This window comes from Microbacterium awajiense, from assembly GCF_039536545.1.
GTDB classification, from domain to species: domain Bacteria; phylum Actinomycetota; class Actinomycetes; order Actinomycetales; family Microbacteriaceae; genus Microbacterium; species Microbacterium awajiense.
The window spans coordinates 764,232-786,308 of record NZ_BAAAYU010000001.1 but is presented as its reverse complement, the minus strand read 5'-3'; the positions used below and the strand labels follow the sequence as shown (position 1 = coordinate 786,308).

The 22,077-nt window shown below is 69.9% G+C and carries 30 protein-coding genes, 1 other RNA gene and 1 pseudogene; 21 read left to right on the top strand and 11 right to left on the bottom strand.

Features of this window, described 5'->3' with window-relative positions; translation table 11 throughout:
- The first annotated feature begins 16 nt into the window (after window positions 1-16).
- The 7 genes from ABD663_RS03970 to ABD663_RS03940 are packed head-to-tail and all read left to right on the top strand — an operon-like array spanning window position 17 to window position 4,413.
- Window positions 17-1,168 carry a TadA family conjugal transfer-associated ATPase gene (locus ABD663_RS03970; RefSeq protein WP_344736564.1) on the top strand — a complete coding sequence of 384 codons (1,152 nt, stop codon included), beginning with the start codon at window positions 17-19 and terminating at the stop codon, window positions 1,166-1,168.
- The gene (locus ABD663_RS03965; RefSeq protein ID WP_344736563.1) at window positions 1,165-1,995 is read left to right on the top strand and encodes a type II secretion system F family protein; all 831 of its coding nucleotides are present in this window, start codon (window positions 1,165-1,167) and stop codon (window positions 1,993-1,995) included. The genes ABD663_RS03970 and ABD663_RS03965 overlap by 4 nt, the downstream gene beginning before the upstream one ends.
- Window positions 1,992-2,900 carry a type II secretion system F family protein gene (locus ABD663_RS03960; RefSeq protein WP_344736562.1) on the top strand — a complete coding sequence of 303 codons (909 nt, stop codon included), beginning with the start codon at window positions 1,992-1,994 and terminating at the stop codon, window positions 2,898-2,900. The genes ABD663_RS03965 and ABD663_RS03960 overlap by 4 nt, the downstream gene beginning before the upstream one ends.
- Window positions 2,901-2,912: 12 nt before the next feature.
- Window positions 2,913-3,116 (top strand): hypothetical protein, encoded by a 204-nt coding sequence (locus ABD663_RS03955; RefSeq protein ID WP_344736561.1) that lies wholly within the window; start codon window positions 2,913-2,915, stop codon window positions 3,114-3,116.
- 4 nt (window positions 3,117-3,120) lie between these two features.
- A complete protein-coding gene (locus ABD663_RS03950; protein WP_344736560.1) occupies window positions 3,121-3,522 on the top strand; it encodes a TadE family protein in 402 nt (133 codons plus the stop codon).
- Entirely contained in the window at window positions 3,488-3,967 is a 480-nt protein-coding gene (locus ABD663_RS03945; RefSeq protein WP_344736559.1) for a TadE family protein, read from the top strand. Before ABD663_RS03950 ends, ABD663_RS03945 begins: the two co-directional genes overlap by 35 nt.
- A gap of 8 nt (window positions 3,968-3,975) precedes the next feature.
- On the top strand, window positions 3,976-4,413 hold the full coding sequence (locus ABD663_RS03940; protein WP_344736922.1) for a pilus assembly protein TadG-related protein: 438 nt from the start codon (window positions 3,976-3,978) through the stop codon (window positions 4,411-4,413).
- Between the two features lie 176 nt (window positions 4,414-4,589).
- Here ABD663_RS03940 and trxA read toward each other — a convergent pair whose 3' ends face one another.
- Together trxA and ABD663_RS03930 are read right to left on the bottom strand one after the other, a co-directional pair.
- Window positions 4,590-4,979: a thioredoxin gene (gene trxA, locus ABD663_RS03935; RefSeq protein WP_344736558.1), complete on the bottom strand. Its 390-nt coding sequence runs from the start codon at window positions 4,977-4,979 to the stop codon at window positions 4,590-4,592.
- Window positions 4,976-5,320, bottom strand: a complete 345-nt coding sequence (locus ABD663_RS03930) for a hypothetical protein (RefSeq protein WP_344736557.1) — start codon at window positions 5,318-5,320, stop codon at window positions 4,976-4,978. Before ABD663_RS03930 ends, trxA begins: the two co-directional genes overlap by 4 nt.
- Window positions 5,321-5,377: 57 nt before the next feature.
- Here ABD663_RS03930 and ABD663_RS03925 point away from each other — a divergent pair, with 57 nt between their 5' ends.
- Window positions 5,378-5,749 carry a rhodanese-like domain-containing protein gene (locus tag ABD663_RS03925; RefSeq protein WP_344736556.1) on the top strand — a complete coding sequence of 124 codons (372 nt, stop codon included), beginning with the start codon at window positions 5,378-5,380 and terminating at the stop codon, window positions 5,747-5,749.
- A gap of 21 nt (window positions 5,750-5,770) precedes the next feature.
- Here the strand turns inward: ABD663_RS03925 and ABD663_RS03920 are convergent, their stop codons facing one another.
- Window positions 5,771-6,097 (bottom strand): hypothetical protein, encoded by a 327-nt coding sequence (locus tag ABD663_RS03920; RefSeq protein ID WP_344736555.1) that lies wholly within the window; start codon window positions 6,095-6,097, stop codon window positions 5,771-5,773.
- Window positions 6,094-7,323: an MFS transporter gene (locus ABD663_RS03915; RefSeq protein ID WP_344736921.1), complete on the bottom strand. Its 1,230-nt coding sequence runs from the start codon at window positions 7,321-7,323 to the stop codon at window positions 6,094-6,096. Before ABD663_RS03915 ends, ABD663_RS03920 begins: the two co-directional genes overlap by 4 nt.
- An 82-nt stretch (window positions 7,324-7,405) precedes the next feature.
- On the opposite strand from ABD663_RS03915, the gene prfB reads away from it, so the two are divergent.
- The 5 genes from prfB (at window position 7,406) to smpB (ending at window position 11,670) form a co-directional block, all read left to right on the top strand.
- Window positions 7,406-8,518 carry a peptide chain release factor 2 gene (prfB, locus tag ABD663_RS03910; RefSeq protein WP_344736554.1) on the top strand — a complete coding sequence of 371 codons (1,113 nt, stop codon included), beginning with the start codon at window positions 7,406-7,408 and terminating at the stop codon, window positions 8,516-8,518.
- A gap of 70 nt (window positions 8,519-8,588) precedes the next feature.
- Window positions 8,589-9,776, top strand: a complete 1,188-nt coding sequence (gene ftsE, locus ABD663_RS03905) for a cell division ATP-binding protein FtsE (protein WP_344736552.1) — start codon at window positions 8,589-8,591, stop codon at window positions 9,774-9,776.
- Window positions 9,773-10,687 (top strand): permease-like cell division protein FtsX, encoded by a 915-nt coding sequence (gene ftsX, locus ABD663_RS03900; RefSeq protein ID WP_344736550.1) that lies wholly within the window; start codon window positions 9,773-9,775, stop codon window positions 10,685-10,687. Before ftsE ends, ftsX begins: the two co-directional genes overlap by 4 nt.
- A 96-nt stretch (window positions 10,688-10,783) precedes the next feature.
- Window positions 10,784-11,122: a hypothetical protein gene (locus ABD663_RS03895; RefSeq protein WP_344736549.1), complete on the top strand. Its 339-nt coding sequence runs from the start codon at window positions 10,784-10,786 to the stop codon at window positions 11,120-11,122.
- Between the two features lie 71 nt (window positions 11,123-11,193).
- Window positions 11,194-11,670: an SsrA-binding protein SmpB gene (gene smpB, locus ABD663_RS03890; RefSeq protein WP_344736548.1), complete on the top strand. Its 477-nt coding sequence runs from the start codon at window positions 11,194-11,196 to the stop codon at window positions 11,668-11,670.
- Window positions 11,671-11,720: 50 nt separating this feature from the next.
- Here the strand turns inward: smpB and ABD663_RS03885 are convergent, their stop codons facing one another.
- Window positions 11,721-13,055, bottom strand: a complete 1,335-nt coding sequence (locus tag ABD663_RS03885) for an HNH endonuclease signature motif containing protein (RefSeq protein ID WP_344736546.1) — start codon at window positions 13,053-13,055, stop codon at window positions 11,721-11,723.
- A gap of 123 nt (window positions 13,056-13,178) precedes the next feature.
- Entirely contained in the window at window positions 13,179-13,847 is a 669-nt protein-coding gene (locus tag ABD663_RS03880) for an SIMPL domain-containing protein (RefSeq protein ID WP_344736545.1), read from the bottom strand.
- 142 nt (window positions 13,848-13,989) lie between these two features.
- On the opposite strand from ABD663_RS03880, the gene ssrA reads away from it, so the two are divergent.
- The 5 genes and pseudogenes from ssrA (at window position 13,990) to ABD663_RS03860 (ending at window position 16,014) form a co-directional block, all read left to right on the top strand.
- Window positions 13,990-14,360: a transfer-messenger RNA gene (gene ssrA / locus ABD663_RS03875) on the top strand.
- Window positions 14,361-14,364: 4 nt separating this feature from the next.
- Window positions 14,365-14,562, top strand: a pseudogene (locus ABD663_RS15615) (NYN domain-containing protein); the annotation flags it as partial.
- 75 nt (window positions 14,563-14,637) lie between these two features.
- Entirely contained in the window at window positions 14,638-14,901 is a 264-nt protein-coding gene (locus tag ABD663_RS03870; protein WP_344736544.1) for an OST-HTH/LOTUS domain-containing protein, read from the top strand.
- 79 nt (window positions 14,902-14,980) lie between these two features.
- The gene (locus ABD663_RS03865; protein ID WP_344736920.1) at window positions 14,981-15,784 is read left to right on the top strand and encodes a nuclease-related domain-containing protein; all 804 of its coding nucleotides are present in this window, start codon (window positions 14,981-14,983) and stop codon (window positions 15,782-15,784) included.
- 8 nt (window positions 15,785-15,792) lie between these two features.
- The gene (locus ABD663_RS03860) at window positions 15,793-16,014 is read left to right on the top strand and encodes a hypothetical protein (protein ID WP_344736543.1); all 222 of its coding nucleotides are present in this window, start codon (window positions 15,793-15,795) and stop codon (window positions 16,012-16,014) included.
- 49 nt (window positions 16,015-16,063) lie between these two features.
- Here the strand turns inward: ABD663_RS03860 and ABD663_RS03855 are convergent, their stop codons facing one another.
- The gene (locus tag ABD663_RS03855; protein ID WP_344736542.1) at window positions 16,064-16,489 is read right to left on the bottom strand and encodes a hypothetical protein; all 426 of its coding nucleotides are present in this window, start codon (window positions 16,487-16,489) and stop codon (window positions 16,064-16,066) included.
- 56 nt (window positions 16,490-16,545) lie between these two features.
- Complete coding sequence (locus ABD663_RS03850; protein ID WP_344736541.1) at window positions 16,546-17,607, bottom strand: hypothetical protein; 1,062 nt, start codon at window positions 17,605-17,607, stop codon at window positions 16,546-16,548.
- Between the two features lie 259 nt (window positions 17,608-17,866).
- On the opposite strand from ABD663_RS03850, the gene ABD663_RS03845 reads away from it, so the two are divergent.
- Window positions 17,867-18,721, top strand: a complete 855-nt coding sequence (locus tag ABD663_RS03845; RefSeq protein ID WP_344736540.1) for a sulfurtransferase — start codon at window positions 17,867-17,869, stop codon at window positions 18,719-18,721.
- A 27-nt stretch (window positions 18,722-18,748) separates the two neighbouring features.
- Here ABD663_RS03845 and ABD663_RS03840 read toward each other — a convergent pair whose 3' ends face one another.
- Together ABD663_RS03840 and ABD663_RS03835 are read right to left on the bottom strand one after the other, a co-directional pair.
- Window positions 18,749-18,979: a helix-turn-helix domain-containing protein gene (locus tag ABD663_RS03840; RefSeq protein WP_344736539.1), complete on the bottom strand. Its 231-nt coding sequence runs from the start codon at window positions 18,977-18,979 to the stop codon at window positions 18,749-18,751.
- Window positions 18,976-19,677, bottom strand: coding sequence for a hypothetical protein (locus ABD663_RS03835; RefSeq protein WP_344736537.1), 702 nt, complete (start codon window positions 19,675-19,677; stop codon window positions 18,976-18,978). The genes ABD663_RS03840 and ABD663_RS03835 overlap by 4 nt, the downstream gene beginning before the upstream one ends.
- Window positions 19,678-19,893: 216 nt before the next feature.
- On the opposite strand from ABD663_RS03835, the gene ABD663_RS03830 reads away from it, so the two are divergent.
- Both ABD663_RS03830 and ABD663_RS03825 read left to right on the top strand, forming a co-directional pair.
- On the top strand, window positions 19,894-21,201 hold the full coding sequence (locus ABD663_RS03830) for a M23 family metallopeptidase (RefSeq protein WP_344736536.1): 1,308 nt from the start codon (window positions 19,894-19,896) through the stop codon (window positions 21,199-21,201).
- A 29-nt stretch (window positions 21,202-21,230) separates the two neighbouring features.
- Window positions 21,231-21,446: a hypothetical protein gene (locus tag ABD663_RS03825; protein ID WP_344736535.1), complete on the top strand. Its 216-nt coding sequence runs from the start codon at window positions 21,231-21,233 to the stop codon at window positions 21,444-21,446.
- Between the two features lie 37 nt (window positions 21,447-21,483).
- Here ABD663_RS03825 and ABD663_RS03820 read toward each other — a convergent pair whose 3' ends face one another.
- Complete coding sequence (locus tag ABD663_RS03820) at window positions 21,484-22,065, bottom strand: hypothetical protein (protein ID WP_344736534.1); 582 nt, start codon at window positions 22,063-22,065, stop codon at window positions 21,484-21,486.
- Window positions 22,066-22,077 lie beyond the last annotated feature (12 nt).

The window sequence follows — 22,077 nt, the reverse complement described above, 5'->3', positions numbered from 1 at the left end:
TTGCGAGGATGCTTCGGTGTCCACGCCCACCGCGACCGCCCCGACGACGCTCGTCGCCGAGCGGGTGCGCGAGCGGCTGCGGGCCGAGCGCACCGATCCCGCGCGCGACCCCGAGTTCGCCGCCGGCGTCGCCCGTGCCGAGGTGAGGCGGCACAACGACTTCGCCCTCGCGCGTGGGCTCGCCCCGATCGACGACGAGTCGGCGTGCGTGCGCGACGTGCTCGCCGCCGTCGTCGGCTACGGGCCGCTGCAGCGCTACCTCGACGACCCGACCGTCGAGGAGGTGTGGCTGAATTCCCCCGACCGCATCTTCATCGCCCGCGACGGGGTCGCCGAGCGCGTCCCGCTGACCCTGACGGACTCGGCCGTGCGCGACCTCGTCGAGCGGATGCTGCACGCCACCGGCCGACGGGTCGACCTCAGCCAGCCGTTCGTCGACGCGTCGCTGCCTGACGGCAGTCGCCTGCACGTCGTGATCCCCGACATCACGCGCCGCCACTGGGCGGTCAACATCCGCAAGTTCCTGCCGGCCTACCGCGACCTCGACGCGCTCGAACGTGCCGGTGCGGTCGAACCGGAGGCGGGGCGACTGCTGCGGAATGCGATGGCCGGCGGCCGCAGCATCCTCGTGTCGGGAGCCACCCACGCGGGCAAGACGACCCTCCTCGGGGCGCTGATCGCCGCGTGCCCTCCCGAGCACCGCATCGTCACCGTCGAGGAGACGTTCGAGCTCGCCGTCGCCGCCCCCGACCTCGTCGCTCTGCAGGGCCGGCAGCCGAGTCTCGAGGGAACCGGCGAAGTCACGCTGCGACGCCTCGTGAAGGAGGCGCTGCGGATGCGGCCAGACCGGCTGGTGGTCGGAGAGGTGCGCGACGCCGAGGCGCTCGACCTGCTGCTCGCGCTGAACACCGGTGTGCCGGGTGCCGCCACCATCCATGCGAACTCCGCGCGCGAGGCCCTCGGCAAGCTCGCGGCGCTGCCGCTGCTGGCCGGGCGCAACATCGACACCGGGTTCGTGCTGCCCGCGGTGGCGTCCTGCGTCGACCTCGTGGTCCACTGCGAGCGCGGCGCCGACGGTACGCGCCGCATCGTCGAGATCGTCGCCCCTGCCAGGGTCGAAGACGGTGCGGTCATCGCCGACACCCTGTACGCACGGACGAGCGCATGACCTTCGTGTGGGGCGCGGTGCTCGCCGCCGGCATCCTGCTCGTGCTGTCGCCGTGGCTGTGGCCCAAGCGAGCGGACTCCGACACGGACGCCGCTCAGGCCCCCGCCGCTGGTCGACTTCCCCTCCGCCGGGTCGCGGTCTCGGGCGTCGCAGCCGTCGTGGCGGGCGCGATCGCGTGGCTGCTCGCGCAGAACCTCGCCCTCGTGCTGGTGGCGGCGGGGGTCGCCGGGGCCGCGCCGACGCTGTGGGTGCGAGCACGCCGGGCCCGAACCCTGCGAGCACGCCGGGCGATGTGGCCCGACGTGTGCGACCTGCTCATCGCGTCCGTGCGCTCGGGCATGTCGCTGCCCGACTCGGTCGCGAGCCTGGCCGGGTCGGCACCGGCCGAGCTGCGCCCCGCCTTCGCGGCGTTCGCGCGCGATGTCGCGGCATCCGGGCACTTCGACTCGGCCGCGCTGCGACTCAAGGACACCCTCGCCGACCCGATCGCCGACCGCATCATCGAGAGTCTGCGCATGGCACGGCAGGTCGGCGGCACCGAGCTCACGTCGATCCTTCGGTCGCTGTCGGCGTCGGTGCGGGCAGAGACCGCGGTGCGCGCCGAGGTGGAGGCGCGCCAGTCGTGGATCCGGGGCGCCGCGGTGCTCAGCGTCGCCGCGCCGTGGATCATCCTCGTGCTGCTGGCGCTGCGCCCCGAAGGCGCCGCCGCGTACTCGACGCCGACGGGGCTCGCCCTCATCGTCGGCGGTGCGCTCATCTCGTTCGTCGCGTTCCGCATCATGCTGCGCGTCGGCCGGCTCCCCGAGCCGCGGCGGTGGTTCGGATGACGCCCCTGCTGACCGATATCGCCTACGCGCTCGTGCTCGGCGTGGCCCTGAGCGTCGGCATCGCGCTGGTGGCATCCGTGACGCCGCGGTGGGGTGCACCGACCCTCTCACGACGCATCGCGCCCTATCTGCGCGACGTCACCGACCCGCGCGGCATCGTGCCGGTCAGCATCGAGCCGCGATGGCGCGCCGCGGTGAGAGTCGCCGGTGCGCACAGCGTCTCGCCGTCCGTGCAGCGGCGGCTGCGCCAGGCCGGCTGGTCGATCGACGCCGCTGCGTTCCGCGGGCGCCAGCTCGCCTGGGCGATCGCGGGTGTGGCGATCGGCGGGATGGTCGTGGTCGCCGTCGTGCTCGCGGGTCACGGCGGACCGGCGCTCGCCGTCGTGCCGATCCTGTTCGGGGTCGCCGCCGTGGTCGCCTGCGATCTGTGGCTGTCGCACGCCGCTGCGGCCCGCGTGGCACGCATCGAGGAGGAACTGCCGACGGTGCTCGAGTTCCTCGCGCTGGGCCTGTCTGCAGGCGAGGGGATGCTCGACTCGCTGCGGCGCGTCGGAAGCGTCGGCGCCGGAGAGCTGACCGCGGCGATCGGCGAGGTCGTCGTGGCTGCGGGCACCGGATCCAGCCTGAGCGACGCGCTCGGCCGCTTGGGCCGCGAGCTCGACGTTCCCGCCCTCTCGCGTGCGGTCGACCAGCTGACGGCCGCGATCGACCGTGGTGCGCCGCTCGCTCAGGTGCTTCAGGCGCAAGCCGCTGACGCGCGGGAGGACGCGAAACGGCGGCTCATCGAGTCGGCCGGCCGCAAAGAAATCGCGATGCTCGTTCCGCTGGTCTTCCTGATCCTTCCCCTGAGCGTCGTGTTCGCGGTGTTCCCGGGGATCTTCATGCTTCGACTCGGAATCGGCTGACGAAGGAGAGAAATGAATCGCACATCGATCGAGCGCGTCGCGCGCAGGCTGCGCGGCGCGTGGGGGGAGCTCCTGGAGGACGAGCGGGGCGACGTGCCCGGCTGGGTGCTCATCACGCTCATGACCGCGGGACTGGTGGTCGTGATCTGGGCGCTTGCCGGCCCGGCCCTCGCGAGCCTGTTCGAGCAGGCGATCTCGCGGGTCTCGGGTTTCTGACGCCGTGCGCGCGCTCCGCCTCGACGATGACACCGGGTCGAGTCCGGTGGAGTTCGTGTTGGTCGGAGCGCTGCTGACGGTGCTCACCCTCGCGGTCATGCAGCTCGGCCTCGCCGTGTATGTGCGCAACGTCGTGCACGATGCCGCGGTCGACGGTGCGTACCACGCCGCGCTCGCCGACACCGCTCCGGCCGAGGGGGCTGAGCGCGCGCGGACCGTGATCGCTCGGACGGTCGGCGAGGGGTACGTCGAGTCCGCCGCCGCGCGTGAGTCGACGCAGGCGGGGCACCCGGTGGTCGAGGTGACCGTGCGGGCGACGCTTCCGCTCGCGGGCCTGTGGGGCCTGCCCGGGATGCTGGAGGTGACCGCGCATGCTCCGCTCGAATCGCTGGCCGCGTCGGGCTGACCGGCCTCGCCGTGCCGGCGACGACTCCGGCGCCGCGGCGTTGGAGTTCATCCTCGTCGGGCTGCTGTTGCTCGTGCCGCTCGTGTACCTCGTGGTCGCGCTCGGGCAGATCCAGGGGCAGGCGCTCGGTGTCGAGACCGGGGCCCGTCACCTCGCCCGCGCGGTGTCGACGGCTCCGGATGCCGCAGCCGCTCGCGACCGCGTCGACCGGGTGGTGACGGCGATCGTCGAGGAGTACGGCATCGATCCGTCGTCCGTCGAGGTCGCACTGGCGTGCACACCGGCAGGGGAGTGCCCGCGTGCGGGATCGACGCTGATGGTCACGCTGCGCACCGCGGTGCCGCTGCCACTCGTGCCGCCGGTGCTCGGCCTCGAGCGCCTGGTGAGCGTGCCCGTCGAGGCGACCTCGGTGCAGCGCGTCTCGCGATTCTGGGGTGAGCCGTGATGCGGTGGATGCGTGATCGGGCGCGACGGCGGACGGGCAGTGGGCGGGCTGACGACGAGGGCAGCGTGCTGCTGCTCACCCTCGGCTACGGCCTGCTCGCGATGGCGCTCGTGCTCGTGTGCGTCGACGCGACCAGCCTGTACCTCGCGCAGAAGCGCTTGGACGGCATCGCGGATGCCGCGGCGCTCGCGGGCGCCGACGGGTTCACGCTCGAGGTCGTCGCGGGCGAGCCGGTCGCGACCCTCACCGACAGCGAGGTGCGCGCTCAGGCAGCGGCGCTCATCGCCGTCACGCCCGCCGCCGCCCTGGTCTCGGCCGGAACGCCCGACGGTCGATCGGCGCGCGTGACGGTGGCCGGGCAGTGGCATCCGGTCGTCTTCTCGCCGTTCGTGCCCGACGGCGTCGCGCTCGAGGCGACGGCGACCAGTCGCACCGCGTTGGACTGAGCCGTTCGGACCGGTCGGACGTTCCCAACTCCTGCAATCCGGGCGCGGCGACGGGCCGAACCCGCGGAAGTCCGCTCATCGAGCCTGGGTCGGCAGCGGATTACAGGAGTTAGGCACACCAGCGGCCACAGGGGAGCAGCGGAGTCGCACGACCGGCGGCTCCGGTCGGCCCTGGCTCAGGAGTTGGGGGCGGCCTGCTCGGCCTCGGCGGCGCGCTCGGCCAGCTTGGCGCGCACGTCGTCCATGTCGAGTCCCTCGACGGCCGTGATGACCTGCTCGAGCTGCGGGCCGGCCAGGGCTCCGGGCTGCGCGAAGACGAGCACGCCCTCGCGGAAGGCCATCAGCGTCGGGATCGACGTGATCTGGAAGCCGGCGGCCAGCTGCTGCTCGGCCTCGGTGTCGACCTTGCCGAACACGATGCCCGGGTGGTCTTCCGACGACTTCTCGAAGACCGGGCCGAACGCGCGGCAGGGGCCGCACCATTCCGCCCAGAAGTCGAGCAGGACGATGTCGTTGTCGCTGATCGTGTTCTCGAGGTTCTGCAGGGTGATCTCTCGCGTGCTCACTGTTCGAGCCTACCTTCGCTGTTGTGGCCGGGCTCCGGACGGCTCTGCGCCGCCGTCGAGCCCGCACCGACGGGTTCCAGGTCGATGTGGCCACGCGCGTCGGGAATGCCGAGGGTATTCTCGGCGACCGCGTCGGCCCGGCGGGGGATCACGCTGGTCGGGCACCAGCCGGTGATCGCACCCACCATGAGCAGCACGGCGCAGATGCCCGCGGGGATCGCGCACCACAGGTTGTCGGCCATGCTCAGCGCGAACGCGCCGACGAAGACCGCGCCTGCTCCGCGAAGGAGGCGCTCGCCGGGGGTCACGGCGCACACTCGGGTCCAGCGGGGGCTGCTCATGGATTCGATGATACCCCAGGGGGTATAATGGTGGCGAACTCCACGAAAGGTCGTCCCATGCGCCGCTCCCGAACGCTCGCCCTCACTGCCGCCATCGCGGGCCTCGTCGCCCTGCTGGCCGGATGCTCGCCGTCGGCGGGCAGCGTCGAGGTCGGCGCCGACACGGTCATCGTCGACGTGCGCACGCCCGAGGAGTTCGCGCAGGGCCACCTCGAGGGCGCGGTCAACGTCGACCTGCAGTCAGGGGCGTTCGAAGACGAGATCGGCGAGTACCCGGTCGACGGCGAGTACCTCGTGTACTGCCGCATCGGCAACCGCTCGGGCCAGGCCGTCGCGATCATGGAGTCGATGGGCTGCGACGACGTGCACAACATCGGCGGCGTCGAGGATTCCTCGTCGGCCACCGGCATCCCGATCGTCACCGACTGACGTTCGCCGGTCGCCCCGCGCTCACCAGCCGTGGGTGTTGAGCCACTCGCGCGACTGTTCGGCCTCGGCGTCATCGGCGGCGTCCCACGTGTCGTGGTCGGCGAGCGCTCCGTCGTGGAGCGCGACGAAGCGGTGGCACACCGGGCACAGCGCGCGCCCGTGCGGGAAGCCGCTCGGCAGTTCGGGCGCCGCAGGGGCGGACGTGCCGGATCCGGGGCAGTGCGCAGGATCGGCGCCGGCGTCGGTCCACATGATCGAGCGGTGGCGGTGCAGCCCGGCGTGACCGAGCGGCCGCGTGCAGCGGCGGCCGTCGTTGCGGCTGCGACAGAAGGCGACGACGCCGCTCATCGCGTCCTCGGCACGAATCGGGGCACCCAGCGGACGAAGGCGAGAGCGCCGAGCAGCCCGATGACGCCCATCGCGCCGGTCGCGATCGCGAGCGACGACACCGCGGCGATCGCCGACACCAGCAGGGGAGCGGTGGCACCGCCCGCATCGGTGAGCGTGCGCCATGACCCCAGGTACGGCGCGGGGTCGGTCGTGGGGGCGGTGTCGGCGCCGAGGGTGAGAAGGATGCCGCTCGACAGGCCGTTGCCCACGCCGAGCACCGCGGCGAACATCGCGAACCACATGCTGGCCTGGTCGAGGTCGTGGGTGAACGCGAGCGCGAGGAAGCCCGCGCCCATGAGCGTCATCGCGGGCAGGGCAGCCCAGAGGCGGCCGAAGCGATCCATCACCTGGCCGCTGGCGTAGAAGAGCGCGAAGTCGATGGCGCCCGAAATGCCGACCACGAGGGCGATCGTCTGGGCGTCGAGCCCGATCGACACGCCCCACAGGGGCAGCACGACCTGCCGTGCCGACCGCACTGCCGACAGGGACGCGGCCGCGAGCCCCAGCTTGCCCAGCACCCCGCGGTACCGCCACATCGTGCGGAACACCCCCGCGCGCTCGACCGTCGGTATCGAGCCCGACACCGGCTCGCCGGTGTCTTCCGACATCGGGCGGATCGCGGCATCCCTCGGTCGCACGGGCGCGGCGATCGACTTCTCGGGGTCGGGGCCCAGCATCACGAGCAGCACGGTCGCGACCAGGCACGCGCCGAAGAACCACACGGCGGCATGCTCGTCGCCGAAGATCGCCAGCAGTGCCGCCGCCGCGAAAGGGCCGACGAACATGCCGAGGCGGAACGTGCCTCCCAGCAGCGACAGCGACCGCGCGCGGAACGACAGCGGAACGCGGGTCGTCATGAACGAGTGGCGGGCGAGGCCGAAGGCGGCTGCGCAGAAGCCGATCAGGAAGACGGATGCTGCGAGGAGCCCGAGCTGCGGCGCAAACGCCATGCCCGCGACCCCGACCAGTGCGAGCAGACCAGCGGCCGTCATGGCGACGCGCTCACCGAACCGGGCGACGAGCCAGCCGGCGGGGATGTTGCCGACCAACTGTCCCACGACCAGCGCCGAGGCGACCAGCGCCGCCAGGGCGACGTCGGCGCCGAGCTGTGCCGCGAGCAGGGGGATGAGGGGGATCACGGCACCCTCACCGACGGCGAACAGCACGGTCGGACCGTAGATCATCGGGCCGAACCGCCACAGAACCTCGCGTGCGCTCACGTCGGAGGGGCGGTCTGTCACCACAACCACGTTAGTCTGGACAGTCATGCTCGACTTCGATCCGTCCGCCGACATTCAGGCGCTCCGCACCACCTTCGCCGACATCAAGGCCGTCGTCGACGTCGACGCGCTCTCGGCCGACATCGACCGCCTCAGCGAGCAGGCCGCCGCCCCCGATCTGTGGGACGACGTCGAGCGCGCGCAGAAGGTCACCAGCGCCCTCAGCCACCGTCAGGCGTCGCTGAAGCGCATCTCCGACATCGAGCAGCGCCTCGACGATCTCGAGGTGCTCGTCGAGCTCGCCAACGAGATGGACGACGAGGACTCCGCCGAAGAGGCCCGTCATGAGCTGGCCGAACTCGAGGACATCGTCGGCGAACTCGAGGTGCAGACGCTGCTCGACGGCGAGTACGACGACCGGTCGGCCGTCGTGACGATCCGCTCGGGTGCCGGCGGCGACGATGCCACCGACTTCGCCGAGATGCTCATGCGCATGTACCTGCGGTGGGCCGAGCGCCACAAGTATCCGGTCAAGGTCATGGACACCTCGTACGCCGAGGGCGCCGGCATCAAGTCGGCGACGTTCGAGATCGACGCCCCCTACGCCTACGGCACGCTGTCGGTCGAGGCCGGCACGCACCGCCTGGCCCGCATCAGCCCCTTCGGCGCGGCGGACAAGCGGCAGACGAGCTTCGCCGCCGTCGAGGTGATCCCCGTCATGGAGGAGGCGCAGGAGGTCGAGATCCCCGAGAACGACATCCGGGTCGACGTCTTCCGGTCGTCGGGACCCGGCGGGCAGTCGGTCAACACGACCGACTCGGCCGTGCGGCTCACCCACCTGCCGACCGGCATCGTCGTGTCGATGCAGAACGAGAAGTCGCAGATCCAGAACCGGGCCGCTGCGATGCGCGTGCTGCAGACCCGCCTCATGCTGTTGCAGAAAGAGGAGGAGGCGGCGAAGAAGAAGGAGCTCGCCGGCACGATCACCGCGAGCTGGGGCGACCAGATGCGCTCCTACTTCCTCTACGGCCAGCAGCTGGTGAAGGACCTGCGCACGGGGTACGAGGTCGGCAACCCCGCACCCGTGTTCGACGGCGACATCGACGGCTTCATCGCCGCAGGCATCCGCTGGCGCAAGCGTCGCGACGACGAGGACTGACCCGACGGATGCCTCGCCCCCGGGTGTCGCGCATCGCGGTGACAGGGCGCGCGCTTAGGCTCGTCTCGCCATGATCCGTTTCGAGAACGTCACGAAGCGCTACCGCGGCACCGCCAGTCCCGCCCTCGCCGGTGTGGACTTCGAGGTGCAGCGCGGCGAGTTCGTGTTCCTGGTCGGTGCATCCGGCTCGGGCAAGTCGTCGTGCCTGCAGCTGATCCTGCGTGAGGAGATCCCGACCGACGGGCGCGTTCTCGTGCTCGGCCGCGATCTGCGCACGCTGTCGAACCGCAAGGTGCCGTTCTTCCGTCGCCATGTCGGAGCGGTCTTCCAGGACTTCAGGCTGCTGCCTGCGAAGACGGTGTTCCAGAACGTCGCGTTCACGCTGCAGGTGATCGGCTCGTCGCGCGGCTTCGTGCAGCAGGCCGTGCCCGAGGTGCTCGCCCTCGTGGGCCTCAGCGGCAAAGAGAAGCGGATGCCGCACGAGCTGTCGGGCGGTGAGCAGCAGCGCGTCGCGATCGCGCGGGCGCTCGTGAACAGGCCGCAGGTGCTGCTGGCGGACGAGCCGACCGGCAATCTCGATCCCGCGACGTCGGTCGACATCATGCAGCTGCTGGCGCGCATCAACGCCGGAGGCACGACCGTGGTGATGGCCACCCATGAGGCCGGATTCGTCGACCAGATGCAGCGGCGCGTCATCGAGCTCAAGCACGGTGAGATCGTGCGCGACGAGCGCCACGGCGGCTACGGCGACACGTCGGGCCTGCCGAGCCTGGCGCCGATGCCCGAACGCGGAGCGGCCGCCGTCGCGGCGCTCACCGCCGTGCTCGAGATGCAGCGCGAGGCCGCCGCCGCGGCCGGCGTGTCGACGGTCGACGACGAGCCCATCGTCGTCGAAGACCTCGCCAGCGACCCCGATCCCGAGCCCGACGAGTTCGAAGCCGTCGAGGTCGAGCCCGGCGAGGTCGAGGCCGCTCAGGCGGCCGAGGCGCCGGCATCCGCCGCAGAGCCGACCGCACCGACCGCGGAAGCCTCGCCCGCACCGACCGCGCCTGCGAAGGCCGCGCCCGCACCGGCCACGTCCGCACCGACCACGTCCGCGAAGGCGGCGTCGGCGAAGGCCGCACCGGTCAAGAAGACGCCGACGGCTCCGATCCCGGTCGCCGACGTGCCCGAGGTCGAGATCGCCGAACTCGGCGTCGCCGACCGCCTGGGCCTTGGCGATGAGGACCGCGACGACGAAGTGGGGCCGACCTCGTGAGGCTCGGCCTCATCCTCGGCGAGGCGTTCACGGGCCTGCGCCGCAACGCCTCGATGGTCATCTCGGTCGTGCTCGTCACATTCGTCTCGCTGACGTTCGTCGGAGCGGCGATCCTCATGCAGGTGCAGATCGTCAAGATGAGCGACTTCTGGGTCGAGCGCGCCCAGGTCGCGATCTTCATGTGCACCTCGGTGTCGCGCGCGCCGACGTGCGCGTCGGGCGTGGCGACGCAGGAGCAGCTCGACATCGTGCGCGACCGCCTCGACGGCGAAGCGCTGGCGCCGCTGATCCGCGAAGTCGAGTTCGAAGACCGCGAGCAGGCGTACGAGAACCTCATCGAGCTGCTCGGCGAGGAGTACGCGAGCGTCATCACGTCCGACCAGCTCAATGAGACCTTCCGTGTGAACCTCATCGATCAGCGGCAATCCGACGCGATCGTCGAGGCTTTCGCCGGCATGGACGGCGTCGAGCAGGTGCGTGACGAGCTGCAGTACCTCGAGCCCCTGTTCTCGGCGCTCACCGTCGCGACGTACATCGCCGTGGGTATCGCCGTGCTCATGCTGATCGCCGCCGTGCTGCTCATCGCAACGACCATCCGTCTGTCCGCGTACGCGCGAAGACGCGAGTTGGGGATCATGCGACTGGTCGGCGCCTCGAACCGGTTCATCCAGACGCCGTTCATCCTCGAGGGCGTGTTCGCCGCGCTCATCGGCTCGATCCTCGCCAGCGGTGCCGTGCTCGCGGGCGTGCACTTCGGTGTGGAGCAGTACCTGCGCAGCCGCGTCACCTTCATGACGACGTGGGTCGGCATGTCGGACGCCTGGCTGGTCATCCCCGTGCTGCTCGTGATCGGAGTGGTGCTGGCCGCGCTGTCGGCGGGCTTCGCGATCCGCCGCTGGCTGCGCGCCTGACGCATCGCCGATCGCGCGCCTGGCGCACTCGGAGCGCGGGGTTGTGCCATGCTGGGCGGGCAAGCAACTATTGCGGCATCCAGCGAAGGAGCATCCGTGTCGCAGCCCGAATCGACACCTCAGAAGATGGATGGCAGTACCGCCGTCGTGCTGGGCGTGATCGGGGTGATGTTCGCGATCGGGCCCGGTCTGCTGATGACGTGGGCGGCGTTCTTCGCCAACGTCGGCCCGCGCACCGCCGCGATGGTCTACACGCTGCCGATTCTGCTGTCGACGCTGCTCGCGATCATGCTCGCCGTTCTGCTCGTGCGCCGCGACCAGCGGCGCTGGGGGATGACGGTCGGGTGGATCGCGCTCGTGTTCGGCGTGATCTCGTACGTGGTGTGGGCCATCGTCGTGGTCGTCGGATTCCAATCGGGTGACGGCCCCTTCTGATCCCGTTGCTAGACTGACAGGCTGCCGCGCGCCCGATCAGGACTGTCGACGCGGCCTGTCGAGGAGTCATCATGCCCAGGGAACGCGGTGAGAAGGTCATTGCGACCAACCGTCGCGCCCGCTTCGAGTACTCGATCGAGAAGACGTACGAGGCGGGCCTCGTGCTCACCGGCACCGAGGTGAAGTCGCTGCGCCAGGGACGCGCGAACATCAACGACGGCTACGCGTACATCGACGGCGGTCAGGCCTATCTCGACGCCGTGCACATCCCCGAGTACTCGCAGGGCAACTGGACGAATCACTCGGCGCGCCGCGTGCGCAAGCTGCTGCTGCACAAGGACGAGATCATCAAGCTGTCGCACGCCATCTCGGCGGGCGGTTACACGCTGGTGCCGTTGAAGCTCTACTTCTCGGACGGGCGCGCCAAGGTCGAGATCGCCGTTGCGAAGGGCAAGGCCGAGTACGACAAGCGTCAGACCCTGCGCGAACGGCAGGACAAGCGCGAGGCCGAACGCGCGATGCGCACGCGCAACCGACTCGGGGAGTAACCCGAGAGCCCATCGGGACTGATCCCGAACGTTGCGCCCACCCGCCCCGGTCAGAAGGGCGGGTCGGGTTGTCGTTCGTCTGCGTGCGCGCCGGTTTCGGGTGGTCGGGTGGGGACGAAGCGCACGGATGCCGGTGGTCGGTCGCGGTACGCACGACCGGTGGGGCTGGTCCATTCGAGGACGCCGTGGTCGAGTTGCCGCACGGTCCAGGCCGTGGCGTGTTTGACGGTGTGGTGCCGTCGGCACAGGAGCGCCAGGTTGCACGCACTCGTCTCGCCGCCGCGGGCGTGGTCGGCGGTGTGGTCGGCGTCGCACCGCCAAGGTTTTTGAACGCAGCCGGGGAACCGGCAGCGCTCGTCGCGGACGCGGAGGTAGCGCAGCAGCTGAGTGCTGGGTCGATAGCGGTCGACGGCGAGGGGGACGCCGCAGTGCGGGTCGGTGAGGACGCGGTCCCAGCCGGGGGCGGCACCGGCGAGCGCACGCGCGGTGTCGGGGTCGATGGGGCCGACCCCGGCGAGCAAGGCGGGTTCCGTGGCGACCCCGGCGAGGGTCGTGACGGGGATGGTGACCTGTACGTGGGCGCGGATCCGCGACATCCGATCGGGGGTGCCGTGTGCAACAGGGGTGGCCGACAGCAGCAGGTCGGTGAGGATGTCGGCGCGGCGCTGGTCGATCGTGCGCGGGTCGTCGACAGCATCCGTGTCGCCCGGACCGTCGGTGGTGTCGGCGGCGGGTCGGGTGAGGTCGTGGGCCATCTGGGTGAGCCGGTCGTGGATGCCGTGCGCGTTCACGGTGGGCAGGTCGGCGATGATACGGGAGAGCCCGTCGGTGAGCTCGGTCAGTTTCACGCATCGGTCTGCCTGGGAACGCTGGTGGGCGTCGGTGAGCAGTGATGGGTCCAGGCGTGCGGCGATGGCGCGGGCGATCTCGCGCAGCCGCGTCGGGGTGTGGTCAGTGGCGGCATCCAGCACCAGCCGTTCATACGCTGCGCGGGTGTGAGGGTCGGTGAGGCCGGTGCCGGCATCGACGATGACCGCGGCGTGGGCGGGGTCGATCCGGCCGTCGGCGAGGTGGTCGAGGGTGGTCGGGTAAGCATCGGTGAGGGTGTACGCGGTCGACATCCGCGCCTGCACCGACCGGTCCGAGAGCCGCATCGCCGCGGCCAGTTCGGCGGTCACCTCCCGCAGCGCGAGATCGGTGCCCTCACGCCTGCCCGCTGCGCGCCGGGCCGCTGCACGCGCCTGCGACACCTCGACCGCTTCGGCCAGCAGCGTGGACTGCTCGGCCTCGAGCGCCGCGATCTGGGTCCGGGTGTGCAGCATCCGCTCGACCAGGTCAGCGAGCGCGTCCCACCCACCAGACGGGTCAACTCCTGTGTGCCCCACGCGCGCCCCTCTCAGGCAGCCATCGACGAACAACGTCGACCAGCACGCGGGCACTCGGCTGATCAGCTACCTACACGCTATAAGCGACCTCAGACATTGAGGCCGGCCGCGGGGGCAATCAAGTCAGCGGGCGGCGAAGCGGGCCTCGACGCCGGCCGTGACCACGATCTCTTCCGGCTGCAGATCGACCGCGGGCGCGCCGCCGCCGGCATCCGCCGATGCTCGCATCGCCATCATCCGCATCTCGGGGGCCGGGGCAGCCTCGGCGCGGGTGAGCAGGCCGAGGTCGGCCACCTCGCGGGCCTCGACGGTCGTGAGGCCGAGCGCCTTCGCATAGGCGGTCGCCCGATCGACAGCGACCTGCACCGCCTGCGCGGCCGTCGCGGCTTCGGTCTCTCTGGCCGACGCGGGGGTGAGCTGCCAGGCGACGTGGTCGATCTGCACGCCGTCACGGGCCGAGATCTCGCTGACCCACCACGACAGGGCCGCGAAGTCTTCGAAGGTCGCCGTGAACTCGACCGCGGCGTGGTGCACGAGGGCGAGCTGGCGCCCGTCCGAGGCCCACGGGCGGTTCGACCAGATCGAGACGCGCTGGCTCGACCACTCGGCGAGGTCACCGGCATCCTTGCGCGAGGTCAGGTCGTCGCGGATCGGCTGAGACAGGGCCGACAGTCGTTCGACGACGGCTCCGCGCTCAGGGCCCTCGGTGCGCACCGAGACGCGCACGACGCCCTGCTCGGGCGGTCGGCGGGTCTCGTGCTCGCCGCGCACGGTGATGATCACATCGCTCATACCGCGATCGTACGCGTGGCCGGCGACCGTGAGGAATGGCGGGAGGGGGAGTTCCGTTGTAGTCTGATGTGCTCGGATGCCACGGCGTCCGGACGTGACAACTCCACAGCGTGACAGCGGCTCCCTTCGCGAGAAGGATCACGGGGATGATCGGTTTCGACATCGCCTGCGCATCTGCGAGAAGCGGGCCGAGGATGCAGGGTTATCTCGTGAACGCCCCCTGCAAACCAATAACTGCCGAAAAGAAGCAGTCCGAGTTCGCCCTCGCTGCCTGAGCAGCGAGCCCGACTCCGTCAGTCCGTGATTGATTCCGTCACGGGTCCTGGCGTCATCTAGGGATCTTGCTGCGTGACGTCGCCTGAGCGTCACGCGGGACTTTCTTCAGGCTGGGCCCGTCGACTTGTGTGTCTGTGCTGAAGGTCGGGGCCGAGCAGAACGCTTACACAGACTGCGCCCGGAGAAGACGCAGTAACTCAGCGATGGACGGGGGTTCGATTCCCCCCATCTCCACAAACCGCTGTCACGGAAGAGGGCCCGACACCCGCGGAATCACGCGGATTTCGGGCCCTCTTCGTCTGTTCGGGGTTTCTGCATCGTCTCGTCGGACAGCGACTTCACGCGTCTCGCATCCCGGATCCGCGAAGACGGCATCACGGTCTATGGCTTCGGAGAGCGCAAGACGCCCGAAGCGTTCCGCAACGCATGCGACCGGTTCACCTACCTGGATGTGCTCGAGGTCGCCGCGGAGCCGGAAGCGGATTCGAAAGGCGCGCCGCCTGCCAAGCCGCGCGTGCCCGCGGCGAAGCTGCGCACAGACGGTCGACTCGTCTCGCTGTTGCGCGCGAGCGTCGGCAACGCCTCGAGCGAGGACGGTTGGGCGCAGTTGTCGACGGTCGGCTCGATGATGCGCAAGCAGCAGCCCGACTTCGACTCGCGCAACTGGGGGTACGCCAAGCTCTCAGATCTGGTGCGCGAGGTCGGAATGTTCACGGTCGCGGAGAATCCGGGTGGAGGATTGCGCGTCCAGGCGAAGGAACGGAAGAGCGCCGGCTGAGTGGGTCGCTTGGTCGCAACGGACTCGGCTGGGTTCTCTCACTGGGGTCGTCGATCGCTGCTACGTTCAGCGCGTGACGATGGATCCGGTCGGAAGCGACAAACAGATTCGCTTGCGCTACGCCGGGACCTGCCGCCCCTGCGGCGAGCCTCTACCCGCTGGGGGCGAGGCGATCTACGAGCGAAACGCGAAGACCGTGCGCTGCGTCGAGTGCCGGATGCCTGCTGAGCCCCAGCCGGATGTCGCCGGCGGGTCGGCGAGGCGCGAGTACGAACGACGCAAGAGCGCCCGCGAAGACCGCATCCGCGCGAGCCATCCGAAGCTCGGCGGCCTCATCCTGGCGCTCTCGGACGACCCGCAGAGCACGCGTGCCTGGGAGCGTGGCGCGGTCGGCGAAGAGCTCCTGGGCGAACGGTTGAAAGATCTTCCTGCGACGGCGCGGGTCTTGCACGACCGCCGCAATCCCGGAACCCGGGCGAACATCGACCACATCGTCGTCACCCCTGCCGGCGTCTGGGTGATCGATGCGAAGCGGTACAAGAGCAAGCGTCCCGAACTGCACGTGGAAGGCGGCATCCTGCGCCCACGCACGGAGTCGCTTCGGGTCGGCGGCCGCGACGCCAGCAAGCTCGTCTCCGGTGTCGCATCTCAAGTCGATCGAGTCGCCGGCGCTGTCGCTGACGACGCAGTGACGGTGACTGGTGTGCTCTGCTTCCTCGAGGCGGACTGGCCGCTCATCGGTGGAAGCTTCGAGGTCAACGGAATCCACGTGCTGTGGCCACGTCTGCTCATCAAACGAATAACGGCTGAATCGACGCCGGATCCGATCGACCCCGACGTCGTCTCGGGGCGGCTCGCTGCGGCCTTCCCGCGGCACGCGTAGGAGACACGATGGACTTCGCCACACGACTCGACGACGGCCATCAGTGCCGGGGCTGCTGGCCGTTGCAGGAAGCGACGTTCGAGAACGGACTCGAAGAGATCGTCGCTCACGAGGATGCGCGCGGCCGGTTCATCACCATCACAGGCGCCCGCGGGAACGTCGAGCGTTACCTCATCGACTCACCGATGACGAAGGCGTATCTCGAAGCGCGCGGACTCGACTGGCGCTAAGCGCCGGCAGTGGACCCAGCATCCGCCGCCCCGGTACGGGGCGTGAGCGTCAACCCTCGATAACGAGGTTCGACCACGCGATGTCGATCACGCAGAGGCCCGCAGCGGTCTCTCGGTAGAAGACATCACCCGGGAAGGCGGAACCGGGCGTCAGCCCCGCGGGCAGACCCTCGAGGTTGATGTTCCATTGCGGATCGAGCGGCACCTGCTCGTCCCAATAGTCAGCGAAGAAGTGCTCGGGCTCACCTGCCGAGAGACCGACCCAATCGCTCGGTTCGCCGAGCTCCGCCACGGAGTCCGCGCAGACGAGATCAGTCGTATCGCCTTCCGCCATGGCGTCGATGAGCTCCTCGGTCGTCTGGATTACGCGAGCGCCGTCCGCTCCCCAGACCACCGAATCGATTGAGCAACCCGTCAGCGACACTGACATCACCAGCGCAACGGAAACGAGCACGGCACGCTGAACACTACTCACGACACGAATCTATCGATGGGTGGACGAAACCGGGTGGTTGATCGGGCGGATCGGTGTCAGATGTCGAGGACCCCGTCGCGCGCCTTCTCAGGCTCGGGCAAGGCTCGTGTGTCGAGGTCCTCCATGAGGTGGATCGCGGCGTACAGCGCGGGTCTGGCACGTCCGGCGTCGTCGAAGACGCGGAGCGTTCGGCGCAGGCGACCCTCGCGATAGGAGGGATGCGTGAACGACACCTCGACCCGTGTCCGTGGCCATTCGTCGATGGACTCGACGTGCGAGTCGGCGAGCCCGTCCGAGAGCGGCGACGTTCTTCCGTCGGGCGCACGCCAGTAGTTTTCGAGGCTGTCGAATTCTCGCTTCACGGAATCGATCGCCGCGGCCTGGTCGGCAGGAGCGAGCGGGATGACGTCCCACCTCAGTTCGGGTCGAGACGGTGATTCCTCGGCGGTGACAGGCGCCTTGGCCGCCAGCGCTTCCCTCAGTGCACCCTCGTCGAGGGGTTCGGCGTGCATGTCTGCTGCGCGAAGGCGCGCAGGTAGGTGGGCAGGCAGAGGCCACGCAGCGTAGCGGTATGCATACGTCGCGCCTCTCCCGTCGCGGTTGACGTCGGGTGGCCCGTCGTAGACCACGAGATGAGCGGATGCCTGCTCTTCGAAGGCGAATGCCGCCTTGCGGTCCGCCTGCACGATGTGTGCAGTGCCATCCGTCGCGAGAACGGACAGCCGCTGCCGCTGGTGCCACTCGGTCGGATCGTTCGGGTCCGGGAACCCTCCCGAGGTCAGCCAGAGGCCGTGCCCGGTCGCGCCGACGGGCTGGGTGTCCTCGAGCATCGTGAAGCGCGTCACGCTCCCGTCGACGCAGACGTGCACGGCAGCGGCGTCTCCCTTCGGGAAGCTGGGATCCTCTGATTCCATCGGTTGATAGACGACCCACGCTCCCGACGGGCCAGCGAGCACCGTGCTGGTCACACTCCGGCGACCCACAGGCAGATCCGGCCAGGACACGACCTGACGGTCCCGCCCGATCGCGTCGACCGTCGCCACAGGGTCCTCACGGTGCACCGCGATCACGGCAGAGCTGACCGTCACCTCGACCCAACGACCAGCTTCCCGACGCATCCCATGACCCTCCCAGCCCCGCAGCGTCACAGGCAAGATGTCCGTGCCGATCGCGCTCCGGTCGCTCACCACCGTACGTGGACCGGGCCGACCAGACGGCGACCTCGAGGCGTCTACGGGACGAGGTCCAGCATCTTACGTCGGGCCTTTCATCGCGTGGATCACGGGTCGTATGGCGTGCTGACTCGAAGGCAGTGCCCGCGCCCGGATCGATCGGGCTGCAGACGATCGAGGCGGCAGTGCGTGTGAGGATGCTGGTATGCCCGGCTCACCGCTCATCTCGGTCGACGAACTCCACGAACTGCTCGAGGCCGGACGAGGCATCCGGCTGCTCGACGTCCGCTATCGCCTCGACAAGCCCGACGGTCGTGCCGACTATGTGGCGGGGCACCTTCCGGGCGCCGTGTACGTCGACATGGAAACGGAACTCGCGACGCATGGTGTGCCGTCAGAGGGGCGGCATCCGCTTCCCTCGCACGAGACGTTTCAGGAGGCTGCGCGACGCTGGGGTCTCGACGACGGCGATGCGGTCGTCGTCTACGACGACTATCGCTCGGTCGCCGCCGCCCGCGCCTGGTGGATGCTGCGCGGCGCCGGCGTCGCTGACGTACGGGTGCTCGACGGCGGTCTGGCGACGTGGCGGGCGACCGGATTGCCGCTCGAGACCGGCGACGTCGCACCCGACCGCGGGTCGATCACGCTCCACCAGTGGGGGAGCGGCATCTCGATGGACGAGGCCGCCGTATGGCCCCAGCACGGGGTGCTGATCGACGCGCGGGCGGCCGAACGCTACCGAGGTGAGTCCGAGCCGTACGATCCCGTCGCCGGGCACATTCCAGGGGCGGTGAATCTGCCCGCCGATGCTGTGCTCGACGGTGAACGCTTCGCGGCTCCGGGGGTGATCCGCTCGGCGTTCGAGAGCGTCGGGGCGACGGCGGGAACGGCCGTCGCCGCCTACTGCGGGTCGGGCCTCACGGCCGCGCACACGGCGCTGGCCGGGGCGGCCGGGGGCCTGGAAGTCGCGGTCTACCCCGGTTCGTGGAGCCAATGGTCCAACACGCCGGACAGGCCCGTCGCGACCGGCGCCCGGCCTGGACGCTGGCATCCGGCGTGAGGTCCAGGGCGATCACGACGCGAACGGTCAGGTGTCGTCGACCACCAGGAGATCGCCGACTTCGCAGTCGAGCGCCCGACAGATCGCGACGAGGGTCGAGAACCGGATGGCACGCGCGTGATTGTTCTTCAGGATCGACAGGTTCGCGTAGCTCATGTCGACGATGCGGCTCAGTCTCGACAGAGTCATGCTGCGCTGGTCGAGCAGCTCTCCGAGTCGGCAGCGGATGCCGGTCGGTCCCTCCGTCTCGGGCGTCATACGAGCCCTCGTGACTGCTCCGCGATCCGCGCACCGCGACGTACGATGACCGCCAGTGCGAGGAACCCGACGGCGGCGGCAACGGGCCAGGGGTTGTACTGCGGCACCCGCACCAGCATGAGGAAGCCCCCGTCGGTCATGCCCGCGACGGCGTCGCGCAGCTGCAGGCTCGCCTGACTGCCGGCCGCATTCGCGAGGCCCTGCTGCAGAGTGCCGAAGACCACACAGATGCCCGCGGTCGCCACGGCGCCGACGGTGATCGAGCGGCGGAAGACCCGTCCCGTCAGCACCGCGTGTGCGCCGACGGCGATCAGCGCGGCGATCGCCGCAGGCGGAAGGTAGCCGGCGGCGAGTCCCAGCGAGGCGAGGACCACGGTGCCGTCGTCGAGCCCTGAGAAGACCTCGAGGGCCGAGTAGCCGCCGACGAAGCCGGAACCCTCTCGGAAGACCTCCTGCTGCACCGGGTCGAGCGCGACCGCGATCGGGGTCGGCTGCCCCAGCGCCCACGGCCCGGTGATCGCGAGCAGTGCCAGCGTGAGGAACGCCCCCGCCGCAGCGGCCGACACGAACATCGTGGTCGTCACCAGCGGCATCCCGCCCACGTTCTCGCGGCGCACGCGCCGCCAAGCGACGAACGCCCCTGCGATGCCGACAGCAGTCGGAACCAGCGTCATCAGCCACGCCAAGATCATGCCCATACGCCACTCCAATGTGTATTGCTTATCGATATATTGATTATCGTACTATCCCGTTCCCGCCCTGCGCACACTCGCGCGCTCGCCGGCCGGGTGTACTCTGCGACTGGAGTCTCGGCTCCCATCGATGGAGTCACCATCTCGTCCTGCCGCTCCGCCCGGCACGACGGGTCCGCCGAGGTCGATGCGGCGAGTCGTGTGCGGATCGAAGGGAACACCATGGCCCGTGCCCGCAGCATCCTGCCCCGCACCGTCGCAGTCGGCGTCGCGCTCCTCGCCGTCGCGGCTCTCGCGGGCTGCACGTTCGGTGCGCCCGCCGCCGAGACCCCGGCGGCGTCACCGAGCGCGACGTCGGTTCCCGACGCCTCCGTCGAGGTGCCCGACGGCGAGGACCTCGCCCCCGGGACGGCCTTCACGCCCCTCATCGCCTCGACGGTCACGACGCCCGCCCCGGTGAAGGGAACGGACGGCAAGGTGCATCTCGCCTACGAACTGCTGCTGACGAACGCAACCGCGTTGCCGTTCGAGGTCACGAGCCTCGAGGTGGCGGATGCCTCGACCGGCGAGATCCTGCTGGTGATCGGCCCCGAGGACCTGCACCGCTCCGTGATCCGACTCGGCGAGTCGTCGGCGGGCACCGCCGAGGTCGGGCCCGTTCGCATCGGCGGCGCCGAGACCTGGATCGCGTGGCTCGACGTGCAGATCGACGAGGACTCCGCGATTCCCGCCCACGTCGAACACCTCGCGAGCGGGGCGCTGATCCGACCGGAAGGCGACCCGGCCGAGGTCGATGCGGCCATCGGCAGCGTCGCGGTGTCGGATCAGGAGGCGACCGCCGTCGCCGTGCCCGTGGGCGCGGGGGACTGGTACATGAGCGAGGGATGCTGCGTCGACGACACGCACCATCGCCGCGGTTTCGCGCCTGTCAACGGCCAGGCGCTCGTGCCGCAGCGGTTCGCGATCGACTTCTTCCTTCTCGACGAGGATCACCGCACGTGGGAGGGAGACCCTTCGGAGATCACGAGCTATTTCTCGTATCGACAGCCGATCCTGGCGGCTGCCTCCGGCACGGTCGTGAGGTCGGTCGACATCTTCCCCAATTCGACGGCGATGCCCGACCCGCCGCCCATTCCGCCGGTGGTGGAGACGGTCGGCAACCACGTCGTCGTCGAGATCGCGCCGGGGCTCTACGCCCTCTACGGGCACATGGATCCGGGGTCGGTGCGGGTCAAGGTCGGCGACACGGTCGAGCAGGGTCAGGAGCTCGGGCTCATCGGGAGCAGCGGCAACTCGACGACGCCGCACCTGCACTTCCACCTGCAGACCGAGCCGACGTTCTTCCCGTCGGACGGCGTGCCCTATGTGTTCGCCGAGTTCGAACTCATCGGGTCGATCACCGAACGGATCTGGGACGACGACCTCGGGCTCCAGCCCACCGGTGAGCTGCCGTTCGAGGCGGTGACCCCCGACCTCCGTCACGATGAGCTTCCGATGGACCGTACGGTCATCAGGGTGACAGGGGAGTAGATCCGCCGTCGCGGGGACACAATGGATGCATGGGATTGTTCCAGCACCGCCCCGAAGAGCCGACCGAGTGGGCCGGGCTGCCCTCTGAGCCACTGCACTCGAAGTCCGAGGCCGAGATGCTCGAGGATGCCGCACCCGTGGACGCCGGCTTCGGCGGGCTCTTCGTGCAGGGCACCGCGATCGAGTCGATCGAGATCCCGGTCGAGGTCGAGTCGGAGGAGTCGGAGGAGTCGGAGGGACAGTAGCGCTGCGTCTCGCTGCGCTCGCTCAGCGACCTGAAGGTCAGGTCGGCGGCCAGTCGATGAGCACCAGGCCCTGCTTGGTGTCGGCGAGCTTCACCCAGCCGTCGCCGAACAGGTACGTGAGCCCGTAGCCCTCGTCATCGGTCGAGATCGTCGTGTCGGGGTTCTCGGTGATGTACACGCCGGCCGCTTCGTCCTCGCGCACCCAGCCGTCGGCCACCAGTGCGTTCTGCACGTCGCGTGCCCGGTCGGCGTCGATCGGCGCCCAGCCGAAGATGATGAGGTGGTCGCCGGCGGGGCCCTCGAAATCGGCCCAGACGCACTGCAGGCCCGATTCGAGCTCGACATCGCCGATCTGGAACGGCTGCGCGAGGCTGGTCCAGCCCACGTCCGTGAAGTCCGCGACGATGTCTTCGCCGATCATGTTCTCGCACGTCGGATCAGCGACCGGCGCGGTCGTGGGCTCGGCGGTCGGCGCAGCGGAGTCCGTCGCGTCGGGCTCGGCCGACGCGCTCGCCGCCGGTGGGGCTTCCGGCGGTTCACCCGTCGAGCAGGCGGTGGTCACCAGCAGCGAAGCGGCGAGGGCGACGGCGCCTGCGGCGCGCGCGATCGTGGGGGGCATCGGACTCCGGCG

Coding starts and splice junctions, on each gene's coding strand:
- prfB (WP_344736554.1), top strand. CDS start 7,406: ATGCTCGACTTCGATCCGTCCGCCGACATTCAGGCGCTCCGCACCACC.
- ABD663_RS03925 (WP_344736556.1), top strand. CDS start 5,378: ATGCGCCGCTCCCGAACGCTCGCCCTCACTGCCGCCATCGCGGGCCTC.
- ABD663_RS03920 (WP_344736555.1), bottom strand. CDS start 6,097: ATGAGCGGCGTCGTCGCCTTCTGTCGCAGCCGCAACGACGGCCGCCGC.
- ABD663_RS03945 (WP_344736559.1), top strand. CDS start 3,488: ATGCTCCGCTCGAATCGCTGGCCGCGTCGGGCTGACCGGCCTCGCCGT.
- ABD663_RS03960 (WP_344736562.1), top strand. CDS start 1,992: ATGACGCCCCTGCTGACCGATATCGCCTACGCGCTCGTGCTCGGCGTG.
- ABD663_RS03835 (WP_344736537.1), bottom strand. CDS start 19,677: ATGGGCATGATCTTGGCGTGGCTGATGACGCTGGTTCCGACTGCTGTC.
- ABD663_RS03880 (WP_344736545.1), bottom strand. CDS start 13,847: ATGAGCGATGTGATCATCACCGTGCGCGGCGAGCACGAGACCCGCCGA.
- ftsE (WP_344736552.1), top strand. CDS start 8,589: ATGATCCGTTTCGAGAACGTCACGAAGCGCTACCGCGGCACCGCCAGT.
- ABD663_RS03825 (WP_344736535.1), top strand. CDS start 21,231: ATGGGATTGTTCCAGCACCGCCCCGAAGAGCCGACCGAGTGGGCCGGG.
- ABD663_RS03820 (WP_344736534.1), bottom strand. CDS start 22,065: ATGCCCCCCACGATCGCGCGCGCCGCAGGCGCCGTCGCCCTCGCCGCT.
- ABD663_RS03915 (WP_344736921.1), bottom strand. CDS start 7,323: ATGATCTACGGTCCGACCGTGCTGTTCGCCGTCGGTGAGGGTGCCGTG.
- ABD663_RS03850 (WP_344736541.1), bottom strand. CDS start 17,607: ATGCGTCGGGAAGCTGGTCGTTGGGTCGAGGTGACGGTCAGCTCTGCC.
- ABD663_RS03940 (WP_344736922.1), top strand. CDS start 3,976: ATGCGTGATCGGGCGCGACGGCGGACGGGCAGTGGGCGGGCTGACGAC.
- ABD663_RS03845 (WP_344736540.1), top strand. CDS start 17,867: ATGCCCGGCTCACCGCTCATCTCGGTCGACGAACTCCACGAACTGCTC.
- ABD663_RS03955 (WP_344736561.1), top strand. CDS start 2,913: ATGAATCGCACATCGATCGAGCGCGTCGCGCGCAGGCTGCGCGGCGCG.
- ABD663_RS03965 (WP_344736563.1), top strand. CDS start 1,165: ATGACCTTCGTGTGGGGCGCGGTGCTCGCCGCCGGCATCCTGCTCGTG.
- ABD663_RS03860 (WP_344736543.1), top strand. CDS start 15,793: ATGGACTTCGCCACACGACTCGACGACGGCCATCAGTGCCGGGGCTGC.
- ABD663_RS03930 (WP_344736557.1), bottom strand. CDS start 5,320: ATGAGCAGCCCCCGCTGGACCCGAGTGTGCGCCGTGACCCCCGGCGAG.
- smpB (WP_344736548.1), top strand. CDS start 11,194: ATGCCCAGGGAACGCGGTGAGAAGGTCATTGCGACCAACCGTCGCGCC.
- ABD663_RS03865 (WP_344736920.1), top strand. CDS start 14,981: ATGGATCCGGTCGGAAGCGACAAACAGATTCGCTTGCGCTACGCCGGG.
- ABD663_RS03840 (WP_344736539.1), bottom strand. CDS start 18,979: ATGACGCCCGAGACGGAGGGACCGACCGGCATCCGCTGCCGACTCGGA.
- ABD663_RS03830 (WP_344736536.1), top strand. CDS start 19,894: ATGGCCCGTGCCCGCAGCATCCTGCCCCGCACCGTCGCAGTCGGCGTC.